Origin of the sequence: Cupriavidus taiwanensis (assembly GCF_900250075.1) — a bacterium.
In the GTDB taxonomy this organism is placed as follows: Bacteria; Pseudomonadota; Gammaproteobacteria; order Burkholderiales; family Burkholderiaceae; genus Cupriavidus; species Cupriavidus taiwanensis_C.
The window spans coordinates 403,103-423,065 of sequence record NZ_LT977070.1 but is presented as its reverse complement, the minus strand read 5'-3'; the positions used below and the strand labels follow the sequence as shown (position 1 = coordinate 423,065).

The 19,963-nt window shown below is 67.4% G+C and carries 21 protein-coding genes; 4 read left to right on the top strand and 17 right to left on the bottom strand.

Annotated features, from left to right (window positions below; genetic code table 11):
* Positions 1–85 precede the first annotated feature (85 nt).
* The 3 genes from CBM2588_RS01940 to CBM2588_RS01930 form a co-directional block, all read right to left on the bottom strand.
* Positions 86–1,267 (bottom strand): isovaleryl-CoA dehydrogenase, encoded by a 1,182-nt coding sequence (locus CBM2588_RS01940; RefSeq protein WP_025585460.1) that lies wholly within the window; start codon positions 1,265–1,267, stop codon positions 86–88.
* Positions 1,268–1,326: 59 nt separating this feature from the next.
* Complete coding sequence (locus CBM2588_RS01935; protein WP_115679124.1) at positions 1,327–1,803, bottom strand: PaaI family thioesterase; 477 nt, start codon at positions 1,801–1,803, stop codon at positions 1,327–1,329.
* A gap of 123 nt (positions 1,804–1,926) precedes the next feature.
* Positions 1,927–2,367, bottom strand: a complete 441-nt coding sequence (locus tag CBM2588_RS01930; RefSeq protein WP_115679123.1) for a MerR family transcriptional regulator — start codon at positions 2,365–2,367, stop codon at positions 1,927–1,929.
* A 209-nt stretch (positions 2,368–2,576) separates the two neighbouring features.
* Between CBM2588_RS01930 and CBM2588_RS01925 the strand changes: the two genes are divergently transcribed.
* On the top strand, positions 2,577–3,653 hold the full coding sequence (locus CBM2588_RS01925) for an MBL fold metallo-hydrolase (protein WP_115679122.1): 1,077 nt from the start codon (positions 2,577–2,579) through the stop codon (positions 3,651–3,653).
* A 5-nt stretch (positions 3,654–3,658) separates the two neighbouring features.
* Here CBM2588_RS01925 and CBM2588_RS01920 read toward each other — a convergent pair whose 3' ends face one another.
* The 5 genes from CBM2588_RS01920 to argS all read right to left on the bottom strand — a co-directional run bounded on the left by CBM2588_RS01920 (position 3,659) and on the right by argS (position 8,775).
* Entirely contained in the window at positions 3,659–4,492 is an 834-nt protein-coding gene (locus CBM2588_RS01920; RefSeq protein ID WP_115679121.1) for a helical backbone metal receptor, read from the bottom strand.
* A gap of 1 nt (position 4,493) precedes the next feature.
* Positions 4,494–5,300 carry an SDR family oxidoreductase gene (locus tag CBM2588_RS01915; protein WP_115679120.1) on the bottom strand — a complete coding sequence of 269 codons (807 nt, stop codon included), beginning with the start codon at positions 5,298–5,300 and terminating at the stop codon, positions 4,494–4,496.
* A 101-nt stretch (positions 5,301–5,401) separates the two neighbouring features.
* On the bottom strand, positions 5,402–6,037 hold the full coding sequence (locus CBM2588_RS01910; RefSeq protein WP_115679119.1) for a thiol:disulfide interchange protein DsbA/DsbL: 636 nt from the start codon (positions 6,035–6,037) through the stop codon (positions 5,402–5,404).
* A 137-nt stretch (positions 6,038–6,174) separates the two neighbouring features.
* On the bottom strand, positions 6,175–6,900 hold the full coding sequence (locus tag CBM2588_RS01905; protein WP_115679118.1) for an SPOR domain-containing protein: 726 nt from the start codon (positions 6,898–6,900) through the stop codon (positions 6,175–6,177).
* 78 nt (positions 6,901–6,978) lie between these two features.
* Complete coding sequence (gene argS, locus CBM2588_RS01900; RefSeq protein ID WP_115679117.1) at positions 6,979–8,775, bottom strand: arginine--tRNA ligase; 1,797 nt, start codon at positions 8,773–8,775, stop codon at positions 6,979–6,981.
* Positions 8,776–9,052: 277 nt separating this feature from the next.
* Between argS and CBM2588_RS01895 the strand changes: the two genes are divergently transcribed.
* Positions 9,053–9,373, top strand: coding sequence for a DUF1840 domain-containing protein (locus CBM2588_RS01895; RefSeq protein WP_115679116.1), 321 nt, complete (start codon positions 9,053–9,055; stop codon positions 9,371–9,373).
* A gap of 196 nt (positions 9,374–9,569) precedes the next feature.
* On the opposite strand, the gene CBM2588_RS01890 is transcribed toward CBM2588_RS01895, so the two are convergent.
* The gene (locus CBM2588_RS01890; RefSeq protein WP_111520520.1) at positions 9,570–9,998 is read right to left on the bottom strand and encodes a DUF883 family protein; all 429 of its coding nucleotides are present in this window, start codon (positions 9,996–9,998) and stop codon (positions 9,570–9,572) included.
* A 53-nt stretch (positions 9,999–10,051) separates the two neighbouring features.
* Positions 10,052–10,219: a DUF1328 domain-containing protein gene (locus CBM2588_RS01885; protein WP_010812883.1), complete on the bottom strand. Its 168-nt coding sequence runs from the start codon at positions 10,217–10,219 to the stop codon at positions 10,052–10,054.
* Between the two features lie 341 nt (positions 10,220–10,560).
* On the opposite strand from CBM2588_RS01885, the gene CBM2588_RS01880 reads away from it, so the two are divergent.
* Positions 10,561–11,964 (top strand): sensor histidine kinase, encoded by a 1,404-nt coding sequence (locus CBM2588_RS01880; RefSeq protein ID WP_115679115.1) that lies wholly within the window; start codon positions 10,561–10,563, stop codon positions 11,962–11,964.
* 4 nt (positions 11,965–11,968) lie between these two features.
* Here the strand turns inward: CBM2588_RS01880 and CBM2588_RS01875 are convergent, their stop codons facing one another.
* The 5 genes from CBM2588_RS01875 to CBM2588_RS01855 form a co-directional block, all read right to left on the bottom strand.
* Entirely contained in the window at positions 11,969–12,376 is a 408-nt protein-coding gene (locus CBM2588_RS01875) for a response regulator (RefSeq protein ID WP_018006647.1), read from the bottom strand.
* Between the two features lie 55 nt (positions 12,377–12,431).
* Entirely contained in the window at positions 12,432–13,064 is a 633-nt protein-coding gene (locus CBM2588_RS01870; protein ID WP_018006648.1) for a response regulator, read from the bottom strand.
* A 310-nt stretch (positions 13,065–13,374) separates the two neighbouring features.
* The gene (locus CBM2588_RS01865) at positions 13,375–13,836 is read right to left on the bottom strand and encodes a hypothetical protein (RefSeq protein ID WP_115679114.1); all 462 of its coding nucleotides are present in this window, start codon (positions 13,834–13,836) and stop codon (positions 13,375–13,377) included.
* A gap of 262 nt (positions 13,837–14,098) precedes the next feature.
* Positions 14,099–16,846, bottom strand: coding sequence for a methionine synthase (metH, locus tag CBM2588_RS01860; protein ID WP_115679113.1), 2,748 nt, complete (start codon positions 16,844–16,846; stop codon positions 14,099–14,101).
* An 18-nt stretch (positions 16,847–16,864) separates the two neighbouring features.
* Entirely contained in the window at positions 16,865–17,926 is a 1,062-nt protein-coding gene (locus tag CBM2588_RS01855; RefSeq protein WP_115679112.1) for a homocysteine S-methyltransferase family protein, read from the bottom strand.
* 210 nt (positions 17,927–18,136) lie between these two features.
* On the opposite strand from CBM2588_RS01855, the gene CBM2588_RS01850 reads away from it, so the two are divergent.
* The gene (locus CBM2588_RS01850) at positions 18,137–18,529 is read left to right on the top strand and encodes a rhodanese-like domain-containing protein (RefSeq protein ID WP_018006652.1); all 393 of its coding nucleotides are present in this window, start codon (positions 18,137–18,139) and stop codon (positions 18,527–18,529) included.
* Between the two features lie 102 nt (positions 18,530–18,631).
* Here the strand turns inward: CBM2588_RS01850 and CBM2588_RS01845 are convergent, their stop codons facing one another.
* Entirely contained in the window at positions 18,632–18,889 is a 258-nt protein-coding gene (locus CBM2588_RS01845; RefSeq protein ID WP_012351433.1) for a BTH_I0359 family protein, read from the bottom strand.
* A 227-nt stretch (positions 18,890–19,116) separates the two neighbouring features.
* Positions 19,117–19,959: an alpha/beta fold hydrolase gene (locus tag CBM2588_RS01840; RefSeq protein ID WP_115679111.1), complete on the bottom strand. Its 843-nt coding sequence runs from the start codon at positions 19,957–19,959 to the stop codon at positions 19,117–19,119.
* Positions 19,960–19,963 lie beyond the last annotated feature (4 nt).

Below are 19,963 nucleotides of genomic sequence, written 5' to 3'. Positions count from 1 at the left end.
GGGTAGTGAGATTGTAAATGGGTTCGGGGCCAGGGCCCCGGATGTCCGGGGATGCCGGAGGTGATTCCGGCGTCCCCGCGCTCCGTTACATCGTTTCCGCGAACAGCTCGCGCCCAATCAGCATGCGGCGGATCTCCGAGGTGCCGGCGCCGATCTCGTACAGCTTGGCGTCGCGCCACAGGCGCCCGGCCGGGTACTCGTTGATATAGCCGTTGCCGCCCAGGATCTGCACGGTCTCGCCCGCCATCCAGGTCGCCTTTTCCGCGGTGTACAGGATCACCGCGGCGCAGTCCTTGCGCACCTGGCGCACGTGGTCGCTGCCGAGCGCGTCGAGGTTCTTGCCGACCGTGTACAGGTAGCTGCGCGCCGCCTGCAGCGTGGTGTACATGTCGGCCACCTTGCCCTGGATCAGCTGGAATTCGCCGATGCTCTGGCCGAACTGCTTGCGGTCGTGGATATACGGCGTGACCACGTCCATGCACGCCTGCATGATGCCGACCGGGCCGCCCGACAGCACCGCGCGCTCGTAGTCCAGGCCGCTCATCAGCACTTTCGCGCCGCCATTCTCGGCACCCAGGATGTTCTCGACCGGCACTTCCACGTCCTCGAACACCAGCTCGCCGGTGTGCGAACCGCGCATGCCCAGCTTGTCCAGCTTCTGCGCCACCGAGAAGCCCTTCATGCCCTTCTCGACGATAAAGGCGGTCATGCCGCGCGCGCCCAGCTCGGGCTCGGTCTTGGCGTAGACCACCAGCACGTCGCAGTCCGGGCCGTTGGTGATCCACATCTTGGTGCCGTTCAGCACGTAGCGGTCGCCCTTCAGCTGCGCGCGCAGCTTCATGCTGACCACGTCAGAGCCGGCGTTGGGCTCGCTCATCGCCAGCGCGCCGATCCATTCGCCCGACACCAGCTTCGGCAAGTACTTCGCCTTCTGCGCGGCCGTGCCGTTGCGGTGGATCTGGTTCACGCACAGGTTGGAATGCGCGCCGTACGACAGCCCTACCGAGGCCGAGGCGCGGCTGATTTCCTCCATCGCAATCATGTGGGCCAGGTAGCCCATGTTGGCGCCGCCGTATTCCTCGGCCACGGTAATGCCGAGCACGCCGAGGTCGCCCATCTTCTTCCAGGCGTCCATCGGGAACTGGTCGGTGCGGTCGATCTCGCCGGCGCGCGGGGCCAGTTCGGCCTGGGCCCAGTCGCGCACGGCGCCGCGCAGCATTTCGATGTCTTCGCCCAGATCGAATTTCAGGCCTGGCAATTCAGTCATGATGGTCTCCTGTTGGAATCGGTGTGTCGGGTGGTTCCGGGGTTGCCGGATCGATCGGTTCAGACGTGGCCCAGCGTTTTGACCACGCACAGCGTCATCAGCATGGTCGCCACCGGCTTGCGGCGGCCTTCCTGCTCGACGTAGACATCGCCCTGCGCCACGATCAGCGTGCGCCCGGGCTTGAGCACCCGCCCCACCGCCACCAGGCGTTCGCCCTGGGCGGGGGACAGCAGGTTGATCTTGTACTCGGCGGTCAGGCCCGCCTCCTCTTCGCCAACCAGCGTCAGCGCGGCATAGCCGCAAGCGCTGTCGGCCAGCGCGCCGACCACGCCGCCATGGAAAAAGCCGTGCTGCTGGGTCACGCCCTCGGACCACGGCATCGCCAGCTCGACCTCGCCGCGCTGCACGCGCGCCAGCTCGGCGCCGAAGGTGCGCATCAGCCCCTGGCGGGAGAAGCTGGTGGCAATGGCGTCGGCCCGCGCGGGGGACAGCGGTTCCGGTTCAGCGGGCACGGCATGGGCGATGGAGGCGGTCATGGCGGATTCCGGTGTGGGGCCTGTCTGGACGGACAGCGCACGGCCAACGCGCTGTCCGGCTATTCTATTTACGTTTACGTAAACGTCAATGCCGGATCGCACCGAAGCGTGCACAAGTGCCGCTCAGGCGGCATGGGTCTTGTCCTGCGCATCGTCGCCGCTCTGCGCCGCTAGCAAGGCCCTGCACTGGCGCTCGTGCTGGTCGATCTCGGCCAGCTGCGCCTGCAGGTCTTCCATCTGGCGCTCGAGCGTACGGCGGTGGGCGGCGAGCGCGACCAGGAACCGGTCCAGTTGCGGCGCGGTATCGCGCGGCGATTCATACAGATCAAGGATCTCGCGGATCTCGTTGAGAGTAAGCCCCAACCTCTTGCCGCGCAGCGTCAGCTTGAGCCGGGTCCGCTCACGGCCGTTGTAGATCCGCTTGCGTCCGCCCGGCCCTTCGCGCTGGGGCGATAGCAGGCCCTGGTCCTCGTAGAAGCGGATGGCACGCGGCGTGACGTCGAACTCACGCGCGAGATCGGTAATGGTGTAGGTGGCGGAAGCCGCCGCTGGCGTCGCTGACATGGCCTGACCAAAGAAAGTGAACGGTCGTTCGTTGCGAAGTCAAGTTTTCGCTTAAGATGGAAACGAACCGTATGATTGACGTTTACGTTAGCGTCAACCAGATCGGCTGGCAACCGGTGCTTGCACGGCCCCCTCGCGCACCATGGGGACGTGCCGGCAGAACGAGAAAGCCCGCGCCCCGCCGCCAGGCTTCGACCACGAGACTCCTCATGAACGCACTCGAACACCAGCTCCAATACCCGTTCGGCGATACCATGCCGGCGCCCGGCACCAAGCAGGAAGTCGCGCCCGGCGTCTACTGGCTGCGCATGCCGCTGCCGTTCGCGCTCGACCATATCAACCTGTGGCTGCTGCGCGACCGCCTGGACGGACGCGAGGGCTGGACCATCGTCGACTGCGGCATCACCAACGACACCATCAAGGCGCACTGGGAAACCATCTTCGCCAACGAGCTGGAAGGCCTGCCGGTGGTGCGCGTGCTGGTCACGCACAGCCACCCCGACCACGTCGGCCTGGCGCACTGGCTGTGCCGGCGTTTCGACGTGCGCCTGTGGATGAGCCTGGGCGACTACATGAGCGCGCGGGTGATGGGCAGCGGCACCGGGGCCGGCTCCAGCGCCGGCGGCGAGGCGGCCGCCGCGCATTTCGCGCTGCACGGCCTGACCGATCCCGACAGCCAGGAAAAGCTGCGCGCGCGCAAGACCTACTACCCGTCGCTGGTGCCCGACCTGCCGACCCAATATCGCCGCCTGATGGAAGGCGACACGGTGCGCATCGGCACCGACGCGGCGACCTCCGGCTGGCGCGTGATCACCGGCTTCGGCCATTCGCCCGAGCACGTGGCGCTGCATAACGCCGCCACCAATGTGCTGATCTCCGGCGACATGGTGCTGCCGCGCATCTCGACCAATGTCAGCGTGTTCGACATGGAGCCCGAGGCCAATTCGCTGCAGCTCTACCTGGACTCGCTCGGCAAGTACGAGCCGCTGCCGCAGGACGTGCTGATCCTGCCGTCGCACGGCCGTCCGTTCCGCAACCTGCATACCCGCATCATGCAGCTGCGCGAACACCATGCCGACCGCCTCGCCGAAACGCTGGAGGCGTGCCGCGAGAAACCCTGCAGCGCGCACGACATCGTCAGCGTGATCTTCAAGCGCCAGTTCGACATCCACCAGATGACCTTCGCCATGGGCGAGTCGCTGGCCCACCTGCACTGCCTGTGGCACCGCGGCGAGCTGGTGCGCGCAACCGGCGACGACGGCGTGATCCGCTTCCGCGCCGCTTGAGCGCGTCAGTTGGCGGCCGCCAGCGCCGCCAGGTAGCGCACCCCGTCGACGGCGCGGCTGCCGTACCACGACAGCATCTCGCCGTCGACCAGCAGCACCGGTTTGCCCAGCTGGCGCTCGAGCGCGTCGGCGTGGTCTTCGGTAAAGCGGTAGGGCTCGGTCGACAGCAACACCAGGTCGAGCTCGCGCACCAGCGCGTCGCTCCAGCGGAAAGTCGGATAGCGCTCGCCGGGCGCATTGGGGCGGCTGCAGTCGCCGCCTTCGCAGGCCTGCATGGTATCCGTGCCGCCAGGCCAGGTCTGCCAGTTGGCCAGCGCCAGCATGCGGCTGATATAGGTGTCGCGCGACACCGTCATCCACGGGTCCTGCCAGATCGCGTACAGCACGCGGCGCGCCGGCCACGGCCGCACGCGGATCGCATCCAGCTGCGCCTGCAGCGCCGCGCACAGCGACTCGGCCTCGGCATGGCAGCCGAAGATGCCGCCCAGCAGCCGGTACAGCCCGAGGTTGTCCTCGGGCGCGCACGGATGGGTGACGATCACGTTGGGCACGAAGCCGCGGATCTCATCCACGGTCTCGCGCCGGTTCTCGTCGATATTGACCACTACATGCGTGGGCGCCAGCTCGCGCAGCCGCGCCACGTTGACGTCCTTGGTGCCGCCCACCTTGGGCACGGCGCGCACCGCCGGTTGCGGGTGGATGCAGAAGCCGGTGCGCGCCACCATCTGCCGCGCCAGCCCGAGCGCGAACAAAAGCTCGGTCACCGACGGCACCAGCGAGGCGATCCGCACCACGCCGGTGGCGGCGGCATGCTGCTGGCCGATGGCGTCGCGCCACATCTCAGGGCTCCCGGGGTGCGTCGGCACGGCGGGGCTTGCGCGGCGCGCCCGCGGCGAGCGCGTCGTACAGCCAGCGCGGCATCACATGCAGCAGCGCCGCCACCACGCCCATCGGCCACGGGATCACGCGGAAGCGCCGGCCCGCCGCGATCACACGCACGGCCTTGCGCGCAAACACGTCGGCATCGGTCAGGAACGGCATGCGGTAAGGGTTGTGCGCGGTCATCGGCGTGCGGATATAGCCGGGCGCGATCGTAACCACGCGGATGCCGTGCCGGCGCTGCTCCAGCCGCAGGCTTTCGAGCAGCTTGATCACCGCCGACTTGGAAGCGCTGTAGGCCCCGGCCCCCGGCAGCCCGCGCACGCCGGCCACGCTGGCAATGCCCACCAGCGTGCCGCGCCGTCCGAAGTGGCCGGGCTCGCGCGCCTGCATCGCATGCAGGAAGGGCTGGAAGGTGGTCAGCACGCCGAACCAGTTGGTTTCCATCACCTGGCGGAAGGCGTCCAGGTCCTCGCGCTCGCTGGCGACGGTGCCGACCGAGACCCCGGCATTGGCGATCACCACATCCGGGCAGCCGAACTGGCCGACGAAGTCTTCCGCCGCCCGTGCCATTGCGTCGGCGTCGCGCACGTCGGCGCCATAGATGCGCACCGCCCCCGGGTTGGGCAAGGTGGCCACGAACTGGCGCAACGCGTCCTCGCGCCGCGCCACCAGGCCAAGGATGGCGCCCTGCGCGGCGTATTCGCGCGCGAGCGCCTGGCCCAGGCCGCTGGAGGCGCCGGTGAGGAAGACTTTGAGGGGACGCATGAGGGCGGAAACTCTGAATAAAAAAACGGCTGGTACAGGATACCAGCCGTTTGGCTTGCCACAGGTCCTTGCCCCCTGCCTGGGAGCAAACCTTCAGCCAATCAAAGCTTCTTCGCCTTGATCTGCTCCACCAGGTAATCCATGGTCTGCACCGCGCCCTGCTTGTTGCCGGCGATCGACGGCGAGGTCACGTACTTGCCCTGCACCACCACGGTCGGCACGCCGTCGATCTTGTAGGCGTCGGCGATCTTGTTGGCGCGCTGCGCGTTGGTGGTCACCGTGAACGAGTTGTACGCATCCACGAAGGCCTTGCGGTCGACGCCGTTCTTGGCCATGAAATCGGCGATCTCGTTGGTGTCGGTCAGGCGCTTGCGGTCCACGTGGATGGCGCTGAAGACCTTGTTGTGCATGGCGTCGAGCTTGCCGATGGCTTCCAGCGCGTAGAAGATCTTGGTGTGCGGCAGCAGGTCGTCGCGGAACGCGACCGGCACGCGCTTGAACACCACATTGCCGCCCTGCTTCTTGACCCAGGCTTCCAGGTCGGGCTCGAAGTCATAGCAGTGCGGGCAGCCATACCAGAAGAACTCGGTCACCTCGATCTTGCCCGCCGCGACCGGCTGGGGCGTCTTCAGGACCTGGTACTCCTTGCCTTCGGTGGGTGCCGCCTGCGACGGGGCGGACATCAGCAGGCCGCCCACGGCGGCGAACATGGCGAACAGTGCGGCGAGTTTTTTCATTTGAGAACGGCCTTGCGGTTTGGACGATGAGCGTATGACAGCGGCGGCGGCACCCGGTTCATCGGTGCGCCCGCCGCATCTGGCGGGAACCTGTTGCTGCGGTGTTGCGGCGGTTACCGGGTATTAAGCGGCGCCGCCTACTGCTTGGTAAAGCGGATCACCGAGGCCTCGAAACCGGACGACTGCAGCCGGTCGCGTGCCTTGTTCATGTCTTCGATGCGGTTGAACGGCCCCAGGCGCACCCGGTACATCTTGACCCCGTTGACGTCACGCTCGGTAATGCGGGCCTCGAAGCCCTGCATCGCCAGGTTGGCCTTCTGGCGGTCGGCATCGTCCGACGAGCGGAACGCGCCCACCTGCAGCAGGTAGCCCACCTTGTGCGCGTCGGCCTGCGCGATCTCGGCGATCGGGTCGGACACCGGCTTCTCGGCGGGCTTGGTCGCGAGCGGCTTGTCAGCCGGCCTGTCAGCCGGCTTCTCGACGGGCTTGTCCAGCGGCTTGTCGAGCGGCTTCTCCGCCGGGCGGGTCGCCACCGGCGGCTGGCCGTTCTGCTTGGGCTCGGGCTCCGGCGCCTGGCCCACCGGCTTGGCCGGGGTCTTGCTCCACAGCGGCTTGTTCGGGTCGCTCGGGCCTTCGTCGGCGCGCTGGGCCGGGGCCGGCAGCTGGCTGGTGACGTTGCCGGGCTCGCTCGGCCGGGGGGCGTGTTTCTGCTGGAACGGCGTCGGCGACTTGGTGATGTACAGGGCGACCACCACGGCGATGGCCAGCCCGACGATCAGACCGAGCACCAGGCCCAGGAACGTACCGCCGCGCTGCTGGCTGCGGCGGACATTGCGCGACTCGCGCTTGCGTTGCTGTTGCATGAAGTCCTCTTCGGTGATGCCGGGATTATAGAGCCAGTGCCGCCGCCGGCCGCACCGGGCCGGGCGCCGGCTGCGCGCTTACATGCGGCGCGGGGCGGACACGCCGATCACCGCCAGGCCGTTGCGCAGCACCTGGCGCGTGGCGGCCAGCAGCGCCAGGCGGGCACGCTTCACGGCTTCGTCGTCGACCAGCACGCGGTCGGCGTTGTAGAAGGCGTGGAAGTCGCCGGCCAGGTCGCGCAGGTAGAACGCCACCGCGTGCGGCGCCAGTTCCGACGCGGCGGCCGACAGCATGTCCGGGAACTCGGCCAGGCGCTGTCCCAGCGCCAGCGCCTGGGCGCTGGCCTCGGCGCCGGTCACGGCGGCCAGGTCGGCGCCGGCCAGCTCGGGCAGGCGCGCTTCCCAGTCCGCCCCGCCCCACGACTCGAAGATCGAGCAGATGCGGGCATGGGCGTACTGGACGTAGTACACCGGGTTCTCGTCGCTCTGCTTGAGCGCCAGGTCGACATCGAACACGAACTCGGTATCGGCCTTGCGCGACAGCAGGAAGAAGCGCACCGCGTCGCGGCCGCGGGTAAAGTGCGCAGGCCAGTCGGCCACGCCCTGCTCCAGGCAGCCGCGGATGGTCTCGCAGGTGTCATCCTGGCCGTTGGACCATTCGATCAGGTCGCGCACGGTGACGTAGGAGCCGGCGCGCTTGGAGATCTTGACCTCCTCGCCGTTCTTCATCACTGTCACCATCTTGTGCAGCACGTAGTCGGGATAGCCCTGCGGGATGCCGATGTCCAGGCCCTGCAGGCCGGCGCGCACGCGCGCGATGGTGCCGTGGTGGTCGCTGCCCTGCACGTTGATGACCTTGGTGAAGCCGCGCTCCCACTTGGTGGTGTGGTAGGCCACGTCCGGCACGAAGTAGGTATAGGTGCCGTCGCTCTTCTTCATCACGCGGTCCTTGTCGTCGCCGTCGTCGGTGGTGCGCAGCCACAGCGCGCCCTCGCTCTCGTAGGTCTTGCCTTTACCGATCAGCGACTGCACCGCGGCGTCGACGCGCCCGTCGCTGTACAGCGACGACTCCAGGTAGTAGCGGTCGAACTTGACGCCGAAGGCCTGCAGGTCGATGTCCTGCTCGTTGCGCAGATAGGTCACGGCGAACTTGCGGATCGAGTCGATGTCGTCGACGTTGCCCGACGCGGTCACCGGCTCGCCGTCGGAGGCGCTGACGGTCTTGCCGGCGAGGAAGTCTGCGGCGATATCGGCGATATAGTCGCCGTTGTAGGCGGCTTCCGGCCAGCTGGCATCGCCCGGCTTCAGGCCGCGCGCGCGCGCCTGCACCGACAGCGCCAGGGTCTGGATCTGCACGCCGGCGTCGTTGTAGTAGAACTCGCGGTGCACGTGCCAGCCCTGCCACGACAGCAGGTTGGCGAGCGCATCGCCCAGCGCCGCCTGGCGGCCGTGGCCGACGTGCAGCGGACCGGTCGGGTTGGCCGAGACGAACTCCACCAGCACCTGGCCGTGCACGCCGCGCTCGCGCGCGCCGTAGTGGTCGCCCTGGTTCAGCACCGCGCGCAACACCTCGGCCTTGGCCGCCGGCGTCAGGCGCAGGTTGATGAAGCCGGGGCCGGCGATCTCCATGGTCGCGACCAGGTCCTGCGCGCGCGCGTCGGCCTGCACCGCGGCGACGATGCGCTGCGCCAGCTCGCGCGGATTGCTCTTGAGCGCGCGCGCGACCTGCATCGCGACATTGCAGGCGAGGTCGCCATGGGCGGCCACCTTGGGCCGCTCGAAGGTGACCGCGGGCAAGGTGGCATCGGCCGGGGCGAGCGCGCGCACGGCATCGGTGAACGCGGCGGCAAGATTGGAGGTCTGAACAGGCAGCATGGATGTCGGAAGCCCTGTGGGCTGGTATTCAGGCGCAGGCCCCGCGGGCCGCGCCGGCGCCACGACCACGGCAAGTGACGGCGAATCAACGCCGCGCCGCGTGACAGGCATGGGAATCGGAAACGCGCAATTTTATCAGGTGCTATGCTGACATCATGCGCAAGGACGGCCACGGACCACAATCCGCTCCGGCGGCCGCGCCAGACCGTGCCCGAACCGGCGCGGCATCCCGCCCCGGGGACGCCGCCCACCGTTCTCCGTGAAAGGAAAAACCATCATGCTGATCACCTTCAAATCCCACGCCGCGCAGGACCTGATCATGATGAAGGATCTGGCCGTGACGCTCCTGGGCATCATCGGCAAGCATCTCGGGGAACGGGGGGTGATCACCGTCGAAGAACTGCCGCACGCGATCCACAAGCTCGAGGCAGCCGTGGCCGATGCGCGCGCCCATCCTGCCGACACTGCGGTCGAGACCCAACCCGATGCCGGCGAAGACGAAGAAGAACCACTGCACCTGGGGCAGCGTGCCTATCCGTTCCTCGACATGCTGCGTGCCTCGCAGCGCGAAGGGGCCAATGTCCTCTGGGGGGTCTGAGCGATACCTGCCGGCCGGCGGACGCCGAGCGGCGCCGCGCCGGTGCTGCGCTTTCCGCGGATAAAAAAACACCCGGCACCACAACTGGCGACCGGGCTTCCGGACGAGGGTTCCGGAAAGGGGGGAATTCCGGCGGAGCCCGGCTGGCGCGCCAGCCGGGTCTCCGCGTCAGGTCTTGTCTGCTGAATCCGCGCGGCTATTCCTCATCGGCATGGTGCCGGCCGTTGGCCAGCAGCAGACCGATCACCGCGCCGACCGCGGCGGCGATCGCCACCGCCTTCAGCGGGGATTCGGCCACGCGGTGCTGGGCCTGCACCACCGCGCCATCCACGCGTTCGCGGGCGCGCATCATGCCGTCAGCGGTCTGGGCGCGCAGGCGATGCGCCATGTCGCTGGCGCGCTCGCGCAGGCGGTGGCCCGCCTGCAGGCTCTCGGCGGAGCCCTCGCGCGCCAGCACCTGGATGGTGTGCTCGAGCTGCGAGATCAGCGACTTGACTTCGCTGGACACCGGCGCCGCCGCCTCGCGCGTATCGCGCGCGGCATGCTTGATATGGCGGATCGCACTGTCGGCACTGTCGGACAGGTGGTTCAGTTCCTTACGGACTTTAGGGTTCTGCGTCAGCATACGGTCTCCTCAGGTTCGGGTCGACGAGGGCTTGATGCCGGCTTGCGCCGGCGTTATCGTCCCCTGCGAACGAGTCCCATCACCGCGGCGACCAGCGCCACGACCAGGAAGATGAAAAACAGGATCTTGGCGATTTCCACGGCGCCGGCGGCAATCCCGCCGAAGCCGAAAATGGCGGCGATCAGGGCGATGACGAAAAATACGAGTGCATATTGCAGCATGGCTAGGCTCCCGAAGATTTCGGACCAGGCCAGGCGCACTGGCTGGGCCCATGTGAGGCTTGCGCCAACGGGTGCAAGCTCATAGCCTCATCGTAGAAAGACACGCTTCGTGCCAATACCGACAGGCAGCCGATTCCACTGTCAGCCAAGTCCTACAACGCCTGCCGCGCGCCACGCGGGCTTCGCGCAGCGCTTGCCGTGCACGCAATGAGGCTGCGGCGCCGGCGCAAAGTGCGACTCTAAAACCGGCGGCGGGTTGACCCATGGCGGTCGATGTGATTCCATGGGCCCTCCCTTGGCGCCGCGGCGGGCGAGCGCGCCTTCTCGATAGGAATTGCCCCATGTTCAAGCAGTCATTTCTCCCTCACACGCTGTTGCTGGCGGGCGGCATCCTGCTGACCCTGGCGGTGCTGGTGGCGTCGGAAACCGGCAATATCCGCCTGCGTGAAAGCTATACCGACGTGATCCGCTCGCAGCGCCTGCAGACCGAGCTGGCCGCGCTCAACGGCGAGCTGGTCAATGCCGAGGCCGGCCAGCGCGGCTTCCTGCTGACCGGCAAGGAAAGCTACCTGGAGCCGTACTACAAGGCGCTGCCGCGCATCGCCGAGCTGATGGCGCAGATCCGCGCGGGCTACGCCAATGACCCGGAAGGCCTGAAGCAGTTCGGCGACACCTCCAAGCTGGTCAACAGCAAGCTCAACGAGATGGCGCTGACGCTGGTGTACGGCAAGCGCGACCTGGAAGTGGCGCTGGACCTGATCCGCACCGACTACGGCAAGCAGACCATGGACAACGCGCGCCGCGGGCTCGACCAGCTGCAGGCGCGCGAGGCCGGCGCGGTGTCGCACCGGCTCGAGGGCGCCGAGAACGACGTGCAGCTGTCGCGCTACGGCATCGGCCTGCTCACGGCGATCAACATCATCCTGCTGATGGCGGTCGGCATCGGCCACGCCAAGCGGCTGGCGATGGCCGAGGCGGTGCGCACGCAGCTGGAAGAGGAAAGCGTGCGGCTGGACCGCAAGGTGCGCGCGCGTACGCGCCAGCTGTCGGCGCTGGCGGGCCACCTGCAGCGCGTGACCGAAGACGAGAAGACCCGGCTCGCGCGCGAACTGCATGACGAGCTGGGCGCGATCCTGACGGCGATCAAGCTGGACCTGCACTGGGTGCGCCGCAAGGTACAGGCGGACCAGCCGATGGCCGCCGAGCGCCTGACGCGCGTGATGCTGCACGTGGACCAGGGCATCCAGATCAAGCGCCGCCTGATCGAGGACCTGCGCCCCACCGTGTTGCTCAACCTGGGCCTGCGCGCGGCGGTCACTCAACTGGTCGAGGAAGTGGGCGCGCGCAATAACTGGGAGACCGAGGTCAGCGTGCCCGAAGACCTGCCGGCGCTGCGCGACGAAGCCGCGATCGCGCTGTACCGCATCGTGCAGGAATCGCTGACCAATGCCAGCAAGTACTCCGAGGCCCGGCACGTCGAGGTGTCGCTGGCGTGCCAGGGCGAACTGCTGACGCTGACCGTGCGCGACGACGGCAAGGGCCTGCCGCCGGACTTCGACGCCGGCAACCAGGCCGGGCACCACGGCTTGCTGGGGATGGAGCAGCGCGTCACGGCGCTGGGCGGCAGCATGCAGATCGATTCGTCGCCGGATGCCGGCGTGCGCATCCGCATCGAAGTGCCGTTGACAACCTCCGTGCTGGCGCCCGCAGAAGAACCCGAAAGTCCCGAGCCGGCACGCGCCTGATGCGTCAGCCCTGTGGCGCGGCGTGTTCCTCGATCACGCGGAACACCTGCTCCAGCTCCAGGGACTTGTCGAAGAAATAGTCGGCGCCCGCCTCGGCGCACTGGCGCCGGTACATTTCGAGCTGGGCATGGTTGGTGTAGACGATGCGCACGGTGCCGGTGCCGGCACGCTGCATCGCGCGCAGCACGTTGATGCCGTTACCCTGGCGCAACTGCAGGTCGACGATGGCGACGTCGTACTTGCCGGCGCCGAGCAGGCGCAGCGCCAGGGCTTCGGTATCGGCCCAGTCGACGTTCTCGATAAACGGGAAATCCTTCAGGTATTCGAGCAGCATGCCACGCAGGACCGCCGAATCTTCAATCAGCAGCACGTTCAGCGCCCGGTAGGAAGTGTTCGAATCCTGCTCCGACATATTTTGTATTGCGGGTCCCTTCCGGGGCGGCCCGCGCGGGGCCGCGATTGAACTGCTATTCCACCAGGCCGTTCTTGATCGCGTAGTAGGTCAGGTCGGCGTTGGTCTTCATGCCCATTTTCTCCAGGATGCGCGAACGGTAGGTGCTGACGGTCTTGACGCTGAGGAACAGCTCGTCGGCGATCACCGATACCGACTGCCCGCGTGAAAGCTTGCAAAAGATCTGGAACTCGCGCTCGGACAGCATCTGGTGCACCGGCTGCTCGGTCGGCTTGTCGAGCCCGCCGATCAGCAGGTCGGCCACCGTGGCGCTGACGTAGCGGCGCCCCTGCGCCACCGTGCGGATTGCCTTGACCAGGTCGTCGGGTGCGCTTTCCTTGGTCAGATAACCGGAGGCGCCCGCACGGATCAGGTTGATCGCGTACTGGTCTTCCGGGTATGTCGACAGGATCAGCACCGGCAGGTCGGGCTTGCGCTGGCGGATCAGCTTGAGCACGTCGATGCCGTTGCGGTCCGGCATCGAGATGTCCAGCACCAGCACGTCGAACTCGGCATCGCGCAGCTGCGCCATGACTTCGTCGCCACTGCCGGCCTCGCCGGTCACCTGGATATCGGGTTCTTCGGAAATGAACTGACGCAGCCCGGCACGCACAATCTCGTGGTCGTCGGCGATCAGGACGCGGATCATGTGGGGCTCCACGGGTTTAACGGACCAGCACTTCGGCCCGGTGCACGTCGGGTGCAGGCGGAACCGCTTGCGATGCTGTCATTGTAGTGCCGCGCGCGCGCTCAGGCTGTCGGTGTCAGGCTGACAATGCGGCGTGGCGGCAAGGCCAGCCGCGGGCACGCCGCGGCAGCCGCAAAAGCAAAGCGGGACGGATAGGATCCGTCCCGCTTTGCTGCGGCGCGTCAGGCCCGTGAACTTCCCTGGAGGGAGCCCGGCGCGGCCATGCACCGGTAGAGGCTGGGGCTAGTACTGCAAGCGACTATCCGGGTGCTTACTGCGCTTTCGCGCCAGCCTCCGCGCCGGCGCTGACGCCCACGTTCGCGTCGGCCTTCGACTTCTTGGTCGACTTGGCGGCGTGCTTGCCATGCTTGGCCTTGCTGCCCGCCTCTGCCTTGGCCGAGCCGGTGGCGTCGGCGGCGGTGCCGGCGCTCTTGTCGACGGCGGCGCCCGCGGTCGACAGGCCCTTGTCAGCCGCCGTGCCCGCTGCCGACAGGCCCTTGTCGGTCGCCGCGCCGGCGGTCGACAGGCCCTTCTCGGCCGCGCCCGCGGCACCCGTGGCGGCGCCGCCGACGGCGTTCAGGCCACCTTGTGCCGCCGCGGCGGGCGCGGGCGTGGTCACCGAGGCACCGACATCGGCCTTGGCGCCGACGGCAGCGCCGGTGCCCTGGGCCATGGCCAGCGAGGAAGCCGCGGCGATCGACAGTGCGGACAGGGAGAGCAGCAGTTTCTTCATGGACAGACTCCTTTCAGGATGCCCCACGGCGAAACATTCGCCGCGGTGATCACGCTGGTGATTGCGTGTATCGAGCCCTCAGTCTAGGGAGCCGGACTGCGGCGGTCTGTGAGCAGTTGAAAGGCACTGTAAGGAGTTGTGAGGCGGCCCGCACGCCACCCTGGCGGCGCCGTGCGGGCCATTCGCTGCGCTTTTCCTGCTGCATCAAAGGGCTGGCGGCGGCGCATCGCCGCCGCCGCTGCCGCCCGGGCGTCGCACCCGGTTACAGGTTGGGCGCGAGCGCGCGCGCCAGCGCGGCGCGGTCCTCATGGCGGCGGGCCGCCATGTCGTCGAGCTGGTCCTGGCCGATCTTGCCGATGGTGAAGTAGGTCGACTCGGGATGCGCCAGGTAGAAGCCGCTGACCGAGGCCGCCGGCGTCATCGCCAGCGACTCGGTAATGCCCATGCCGATCTCGGCCGCGTCGAGGAACTCGAACATCGGCCCCTTGACGGTGTGCTCCGGGCACGCCGGATAGCCCGGCGCGGGACGGATGCCGCGGTACTTCTCGGCGATCAGCTCGTCGTTGCTCAGCGCCTCGGCGGCGTCATAGCCCCACAGGTCCTTGCGCACGCGCTCGTGCAGGCATTCGGCGAAGCCCTCGGCCAGGCGGTCGGCCAGCGCCTTGAGCATGATCGCGCTGTAGTCGTCGTGGTCCGCCTCGAACTGCGCCTCCTTCTTGTCGACGCCCAGGCCCGCGGTCACGGCAAACACGCCGACATAGTCGGCGATGCCGCTGTCCTTCGGTGCAACGAAGTCGGCCAGGCAGCGGTTGGGGCGGCGCACGCCGTCGACCACCGGGCGCTCGCTCTGCTGGCGCAGGTTGTGCCAGGTCAGTGCGACCTTGCTGCGGCTCTCGTCGGTGTAGATCTCGATATCGTCGTCGTTGACGGTGTTGGCCGGCAGCAGCGCGATCACGCCGTTGGCGCTCAGCCAGCGGCCCTGGATCAGGCGCGACAGCATGGCCTTGCCGTCCGAGAACACCTTGCGCGCCGATTCCCCCACGATCTCGTCATTGAGGATGTCGGGGAATTTGCCGGCGAGGTCCCAGGTCTGGAAGAACGGGCCCCAGTCGATGTAGTTGGCCAGCTCGGCCAGATCGTAGTTGCGGAACACGCGGCGGCCGATGAACTTTGGCTTCGGCGGCACGTAGCCGCTCCAGTCGATCGGCGTCTTGTTGGCGCGCGCCTGCGCCAGCGTCACCATCGGCGTGGCCTTCTTGTTGGCGTGCTGGGTGCGGATGCGCTCGTAGTCGCTCTTCAGCTCGTCCAGGTACCGGGCCGCGCCTTCGTCGGACAGCAGGCTCGACGCCACGCTGACCGAGCGCGAGGCATCCGGCACGTACACCACCGGGCCTTCGTAGTTGGGTGCGATCTTGACCGCGGTATGCACGCGCGAGGTGGTGGCGCCGCCGATCAGCAGCGGGATCTTCTTCACGCGGAAGTAGTCGTCGCGCTGCATCTCGGACGCGACGTAGGCCATTTCTTCCAGCGACGGCGTGATCAGCCCGGACAGGCCGACGATGTCCGCGCCCTCGACCTTGGCCTTGGCCAGGATCTCGTTGCACGGGACCATCACGCCCATGTTGACCACTTCGAAGTTATTGCACTGGAGCACCACCGAGACAATGTTCTTGCCGATGTCGTGCACGTCGCCCTTGACGGTGGCGATCACGATCTTGCCGCGCGCCTTGACGTCGCCGCCGGCCTCGGCCAGCAGGCGCTTTTCTTCCTCGATGAAGGGCAGCAGGTGCGCCACCGCCTGCTTCATCACGCGCGCGCTCTTGACCACCTGCGGCAGGAACATCTTGCCCGCGCCGAACAGGTCGCCGACGATGTTCATGCCGTCCATCAGCGGGCCTTCGATCACCTCGATCGGGCGGCCGCCGCGCGCGGCGACCTGCTGCCGCACTTCCTCGGTGTCTTCGACGATGAAGGTGGTAATGCCATGCACCAGCGCGTGCGCCAGGCGTTCGCCCACCGGCACCGGCTGCTCGGGCGTGCCGCGCCAGGCCAGGTTTTCTTCCTTCTTGGCGCCGCCGCCTTTGTAGCGGTCGGCGATTTCCAGCAGGCGGTCGGTGGAGTCCTCGCGGCGGTTCAGCACCACGTCTTCCACGCGCTCGCGCAACTCGGGATCGAGCTGGTCATACACGCCGAGCTGGCCGGCGTTGACGATGCCCATGTCCATGCCCGCGCCGATCGCGTGGTACAGGAACACGGTGTGGATCGCCTCGCGCACCACGTCGTTGCCGCGGAACGAGAACGACACGTTGGAAACGCCGCCGCTGACCTTGGCGTAGGGCAGGTTCTGCTTGATCCAGCGCGTGGCTTCGATGAAGTCCACCGCGTAGTTGTTGTGTTCCTCGATGCCGGTCGCGACCGCGAAGATGTTCGGGTCGAAGATAATGTCTTCCGGCGGGAAGCCGACTTCATTGACCAGGATGTCGTAGCTGCGCTTGCAGATCTCCGTCTTGCGTTCGAAGGTATCGGCCTGGCCCTTCTCGTCGAAGGCCATCACCACGCTGGCCGCACCGTAGCGGCGGATCAGCTCGGCGTGGTGGCGGAATTGTTCCTCGCCTTCCTTCAGCGAGATCGAGTTGACCACCGGCTTGCCCTGCACGCATTGCAGGCCGGCCTCGATCACCTCCCACTTGGACGAATCCAGCATGATCGGCACGCGCGCGATGTCGGGCTCGGACGCGATCAGGTTCAGGAAGCGAACCATCGCGGCCTTCGAGTCCAGCATGGCCTCGTCCATGTTGATGTCGATGATCTGCGCGCCGTTCTCGACCTGCTGGCGCGCCACCGCCAGCGCCTCGTCGAACTGGCCGTTCAGGATCATGCGCGCGAAGGCCTTGGAGCCGGTCACGTTGGTGCGCTCGCCGACGTTGACGAACAGCGTGTCGTCGTCGATGGTAAAGGGCTCCAGGCCGGACAGGCGCATCGGGCGCGGGGGCAGTTTGTTCTCGCTCATGTTGTCAGGCTCTCGGGCTCAGGCGGCGTCGCGATACTGGCCGGGCCAGCTGCGGGGTTTCTTGTCGGCCACGCGCTGGGCGATGGCGGCGATATGCTCGGGCGTGGTGCCGCAGCAGCCGCCCACCAGGTTCACCAGCCCGGAGGCAGCGAACTCTTCCACCAGCGACGACGTGACCTCGGGGGTTTCATCGAAACCCGTGTCGCTCATCGGGTTCGGCAAACCCGCGTTGGGGTAGCACGACACCGCGGCGTCGCAGATCTTGGCCAGCTCGGCGATGTAGGGGCGCATCAGCGTCGCGCCCAGCGCGCAGTTCAGGCCGAAGGTCACCGGCCGCGCATGGCGCAAGCTGTTCCAGAACGCCTCGACGGTCTGCCCGGACAGGATCCGGCCCGAGGCATCGGTCACGGTGCCGGAGATCATCACCGGCACGCGCTCGCCGGTGTCCTCGAACAGCTGGTCGATGGCGAACAGCGCGGCCTTGGCGTTGAGCGTGTCGAAGATGGTCTCGACCAGGAACACGTCGGCGCCCCCTTCGAGCAGTGCCTTGCCTTGTTCGTAGTACGACTCGCGCAATTCCTCGAAGGTGACGTTGCGCGCGCCGGGGTCGTTCACATCCGGCGAGATGCTGGCGGTCTTGGGCGTGGGGCCGAAGGCGCCGGCGACGAAGCGCGGCTTGTCGGGCGTGCTGTACTTGTCGCAGGCAGCGCGCGCCAGGCGCGCGGCCTCGACGTTCATCTCGTAGGCCAGCTCGGCCATCTTGTAGTCTTCCTGCGCCACCCGCGTGGCGCCGAAGGTATTGGTTTCGATCAGGTCGGCGCCGGCGGCCAGGTACTGCTCGTGGATCTCGCTGATGACCTGCGGGCGCGTCAGCAGCAGCAGTTCGTTGTTGCCCTTGACGTCGACCTTGTGTTCGGCGAAGCGCTCGCCGCGGTAGTCGGCCTCGCTCAGCTTGTAGCGCTGGATCATGGTGCCCATGGCGCCATCCAGGATCAGGATGCGTTCTTGCAGCAGCCGGGGCAGCTCGGCAGCCCGGGTGTAGGGGCGCGGTGCGGCCGCGCGGGATTCAGGGGCACTCATGGCGGGGAACTCTGGAAAGGCGGGGCCGGCGGAGCTTCGACGGTAGGCCGCGGTGGCCGATGGCGGCCAAGGAGGTGCGATTTTATCAGGTGTATCAAGGCCTTGCGGGCGCCGTCGGTTGCCTGCCGGACGCTCCGGCGCCTACACTGAGAGGCGTAAACATCACCGTCCGGCGGCCTGCGCCGCGCCGCTTCACTGCCTCTTCCGACCATGCAACACCTGTCCCCGACCGACGCCCACGCCTTGCTGGCGCAATCGCCCGAGACGCTCTTCATCGACTGCCGCAGCGAAATGGAATACCTGTTCGTCGGCCATCCCAAGGGCGCGCACAACGTGCCCTGGAACGACGGCCCGGACTGGGAGGTCAACCCGCATTTCGTGCAGATGGTGAAGAAGCTCGCCGGGCAGGCCTCGGCGCGGCCGGTGCTGCTGATCTGCCGCAGCGGCAATCGCTCGTCCGCCGCGGCCCGCGCGCTCGAGGGCGCGGGTTTTTCCAACGTCCGCTTTGTGCTGCACGGCTTCGAGGGCGACCTCGACGCGGAGCGCCACCGCAATACGCTCAACGGCTGGCGCCACGACGGGCTGCCCTGGGAACAGTACTGAGCCATTGCGGCCGCAAGAAAGCAAAAGCCCGCCGAAGCGGGCTTGGTCCTCGTCGCGAAACCGGGCGGGCGGCGGCTCGGGGCGCCGGCCCGGCGTGGCCGCTCAGTGCATCACCAGCGGGTGCGTCATCACGTTGTCGAACTTGCCGAGGAAGTCATCGACCTCCTCCACCGACGGCTCGCTTTCGATCAGCCGCTTGACGTCGGCGCGGAAGCTTTCGGCGAGCTGGCCGCCGAGGAAAATCTCGCGCTTCAGGTTCTTGTCGACGATTTCGTAGCCGCCGAATTCGAGCGGCGCTTGCTCGACATCCGCACCGAACTCGACGATGCAGTAGTTGTCGCTGTTGTAGATCATTTGCATGGCACACCTCCTGGGCGTCATGGATGGGCGGCTCGCCCTTGTGGTTCTTGCCTCAGTTGTTGCCATGAGGGGGGCGCCGCGGCTTTACCTCCAAACTTGGGGTGACCGGCGGGAAATCAAGTTATTGAGTGCCTGTCACCACGTTGCCACGATTTTCTGCCTTACATGAATTGGGCATCGGCCAATGCAACAAGTTTCTTGAGCCTGGAACATCAGTGTGTTGCTTGTCACGGAACGTCGCACTGGCCCCCGCATGCGGCGCTCCCCAGGAAGGCGTCCAGCGCGGCGTGGAAGCGTTCCGGCTGCTCCACGTGCACCAGGTGCGCCGCTTGCGGCACCACTTCGAGCCGTGACCCGGGGATCGCCGCGGCAATGCTTTGTGCCATCGCCACGGTGGCGCCCTGGTCCTGCTCGCCCGCTACTACCAGCGTAGGACAATGGATGCGGGAAAGCGCGCCCGCCAGGTCGAAAGCCATGATGGCCTCGGCCACACCCACGTATCCACGTACCGGAGTCGCCACCAACATGTCGCGGATACGCAACACTTCGTCCGGATGGGACGCATGGAACGCCGGCGTCAGCCAGCGCCCGAGGGTGGCATCGGCGAGTCCCGCCATGCCGTGGGCCTCGGCCTGGCCGATGCGGTTGTGCCACATCGGGTGGGCTTCCATCGGCGTCTGGCTGTTGGTCGCAACCAGCGTCAGCGACAGCAGCCGCTCCGGATGGCGCAGCCCCATGCTCTGCCCGATCATGCCGCCGACCGAGATGCCGCAGAAGTGCGCCTGCGGAATTTGCAGCGCGTCCATCACGGCCACCACGTCGTCGGCCAGGCGCGTCATGGTGTAGGGGCCGAGCGGGGCATCGCTGGCGCCATGGCCGCGCAGGTCCGGGCGCACCACGCGGTAGCGGCCGGCCAGGTGCCTGGCGGTGAGGTCCCACAGGGTATGGTCGGCCGCCAGGGCATGGGTCATGATCACCCAGGGCCCGTCGGCGCCGTCGAGGCGCACGTGCAGGTCGGCGCCGTCGGCATGGATGCGGCGGGTTTCGGTGGGCGGCGTGGCAACGGTCATGGCT

What these genes read in the sequence shown, in the direction of transcription:
- CBM2588_RS01940 (WP_025585460.1), bottom strand. Translation starts at nt 1,267, where the DNA reads ATGACTGAATTGCCAGGCCTGAAATTCGATCTGGGCGAAGACATCGAA.
- CBM2588_RS01935 (WP_115679124.1), bottom strand. Translation starts at nt 1,803, where the DNA reads ATGACCGCCTCCATCGCCCATGCCGTGCCCGCTGAACCGGAACCGCTG.
- CBM2588_RS01930 (WP_115679123.1), bottom strand. Translation starts at nt 2,367, where the DNA reads ATGTCAGCGACGCCAGCGGCGGCTTCCGCCACCTACACCATTACCGAT.
- CBM2588_RS01925 (WP_115679122.1), top strand. Translation starts at nt 2,577, where the DNA reads ATGAACGCACTCGAACACCAGCTCCAATACCCGTTCGGCGATACCATG.
- CBM2588_RS01920 (WP_115679121.1), bottom strand. Translation starts at nt 4,492, where the DNA reads ATGTGGCGCGACGCCATCGGCCAGCAGCATGCCGCCGCCACCGGCGTG.
- CBM2588_RS01915 (WP_115679120.1), bottom strand. Translation starts at nt 5,300, where the DNA reads ATGCGTCCCCTCAAAGTCTTCCTCACCGGCGCCTCCAGCGGCCTGGGC.
- CBM2588_RS01910 (WP_115679119.1), bottom strand. Translation starts at nt 6,037, where the DNA reads ATGAAAAAACTCGCCGCACTGTTCGCCATGTTCGCCGCCGTGGGCGGC.
- CBM2588_RS01905 (WP_115679118.1), bottom strand. Translation starts at nt 6,900, where the DNA reads ATGCAACAGCAACGCAAGCGCGAGTCGCGCAATGTCCGCCGCAGCCAG.
- argS (WP_115679117.1), bottom strand. Translation starts at nt 8,775, where the DNA reads ATGCTGCCTGTTCAGACCTCCAATCTTGCCGCCGCGTTCACCGATGCC.
- CBM2588_RS01895 (WP_115679116.1), top strand. Translation starts at nt 9,053, where the DNA reads ATGCTGATCACCTTCAAATCCCACGCCGCGCAGGACCTGATCATGATG.
- CBM2588_RS01890 (WP_111520520.1), bottom strand. Translation starts at nt 9,998, where the DNA reads ATGCTGACGCAGAACCCTAAAGTCCGTAAGGAACTGAACCACCTGTCC.
- CBM2588_RS01885 (WP_010812883.1), bottom strand. Translation starts at nt 10,219, where the DNA reads ATGCTGCAATATGCACTCGTATTTTTCGTCATCGCCCTGATCGCCGCC.
- CBM2588_RS01880 (WP_115679115.1), top strand. Translation starts at nt 10,561, where the DNA reads ATGTTCAAGCAGTCATTTCTCCCTCACACGCTGTTGCTGGCGGGCGGC.
- CBM2588_RS01875 (WP_018006647.1), bottom strand. Translation starts at nt 12,376, where the DNA reads ATGTCGGAGCAGGATTCGAACACTTCCTACCGGGCGCTGAACGTGCTG.
- CBM2588_RS01870 (WP_018006648.1), bottom strand. Translation starts at nt 13,064, where the DNA reads ATGATCCGCGTCCTGATCGCCGACGACCACGAGATTGTGCGTGCCGGG.
- CBM2588_RS01865 (WP_115679114.1), bottom strand. Translation starts at nt 13,836, where the DNA reads ATGAAGAAACTGCTGCTCTCCCTGTCCGCACTGTCGATCGCCGCGGCT.
- metH (WP_115679113.1), bottom strand. Translation starts at nt 16,846, where the DNA reads ATGAGCGAGAACAAACTGCCCCCGCGCCCGATGCGCCTGTCCGGCCTG.
- CBM2588_RS01855 (WP_115679112.1), bottom strand. Translation starts at nt 17,926, where the DNA reads ATGAGTGCCCCTGAATCCCGCGCGGCCGCACCGCGCCCCTACACCCGG.
- CBM2588_RS01850 (WP_018006652.1), top strand. Translation starts at nt 18,137, where the DNA reads ATGCAACACCTGTCCCCGACCGACGCCCACGCCTTGCTGGCGCAATCG.
- CBM2588_RS01845 (WP_012351433.1), bottom strand. Translation starts at nt 18,889, where the DNA reads ATGCAAATGATCTACAACAGCGACAACTACTGCATCGTCGAGTTCGGT.
- CBM2588_RS01840 (WP_115679111.1), bottom strand. Translation starts at nt 19,959, where the DNA reads ATGACCGTTGCCACGCCGCCCACCGAAACCCGCCGCATCCATGCCGAC.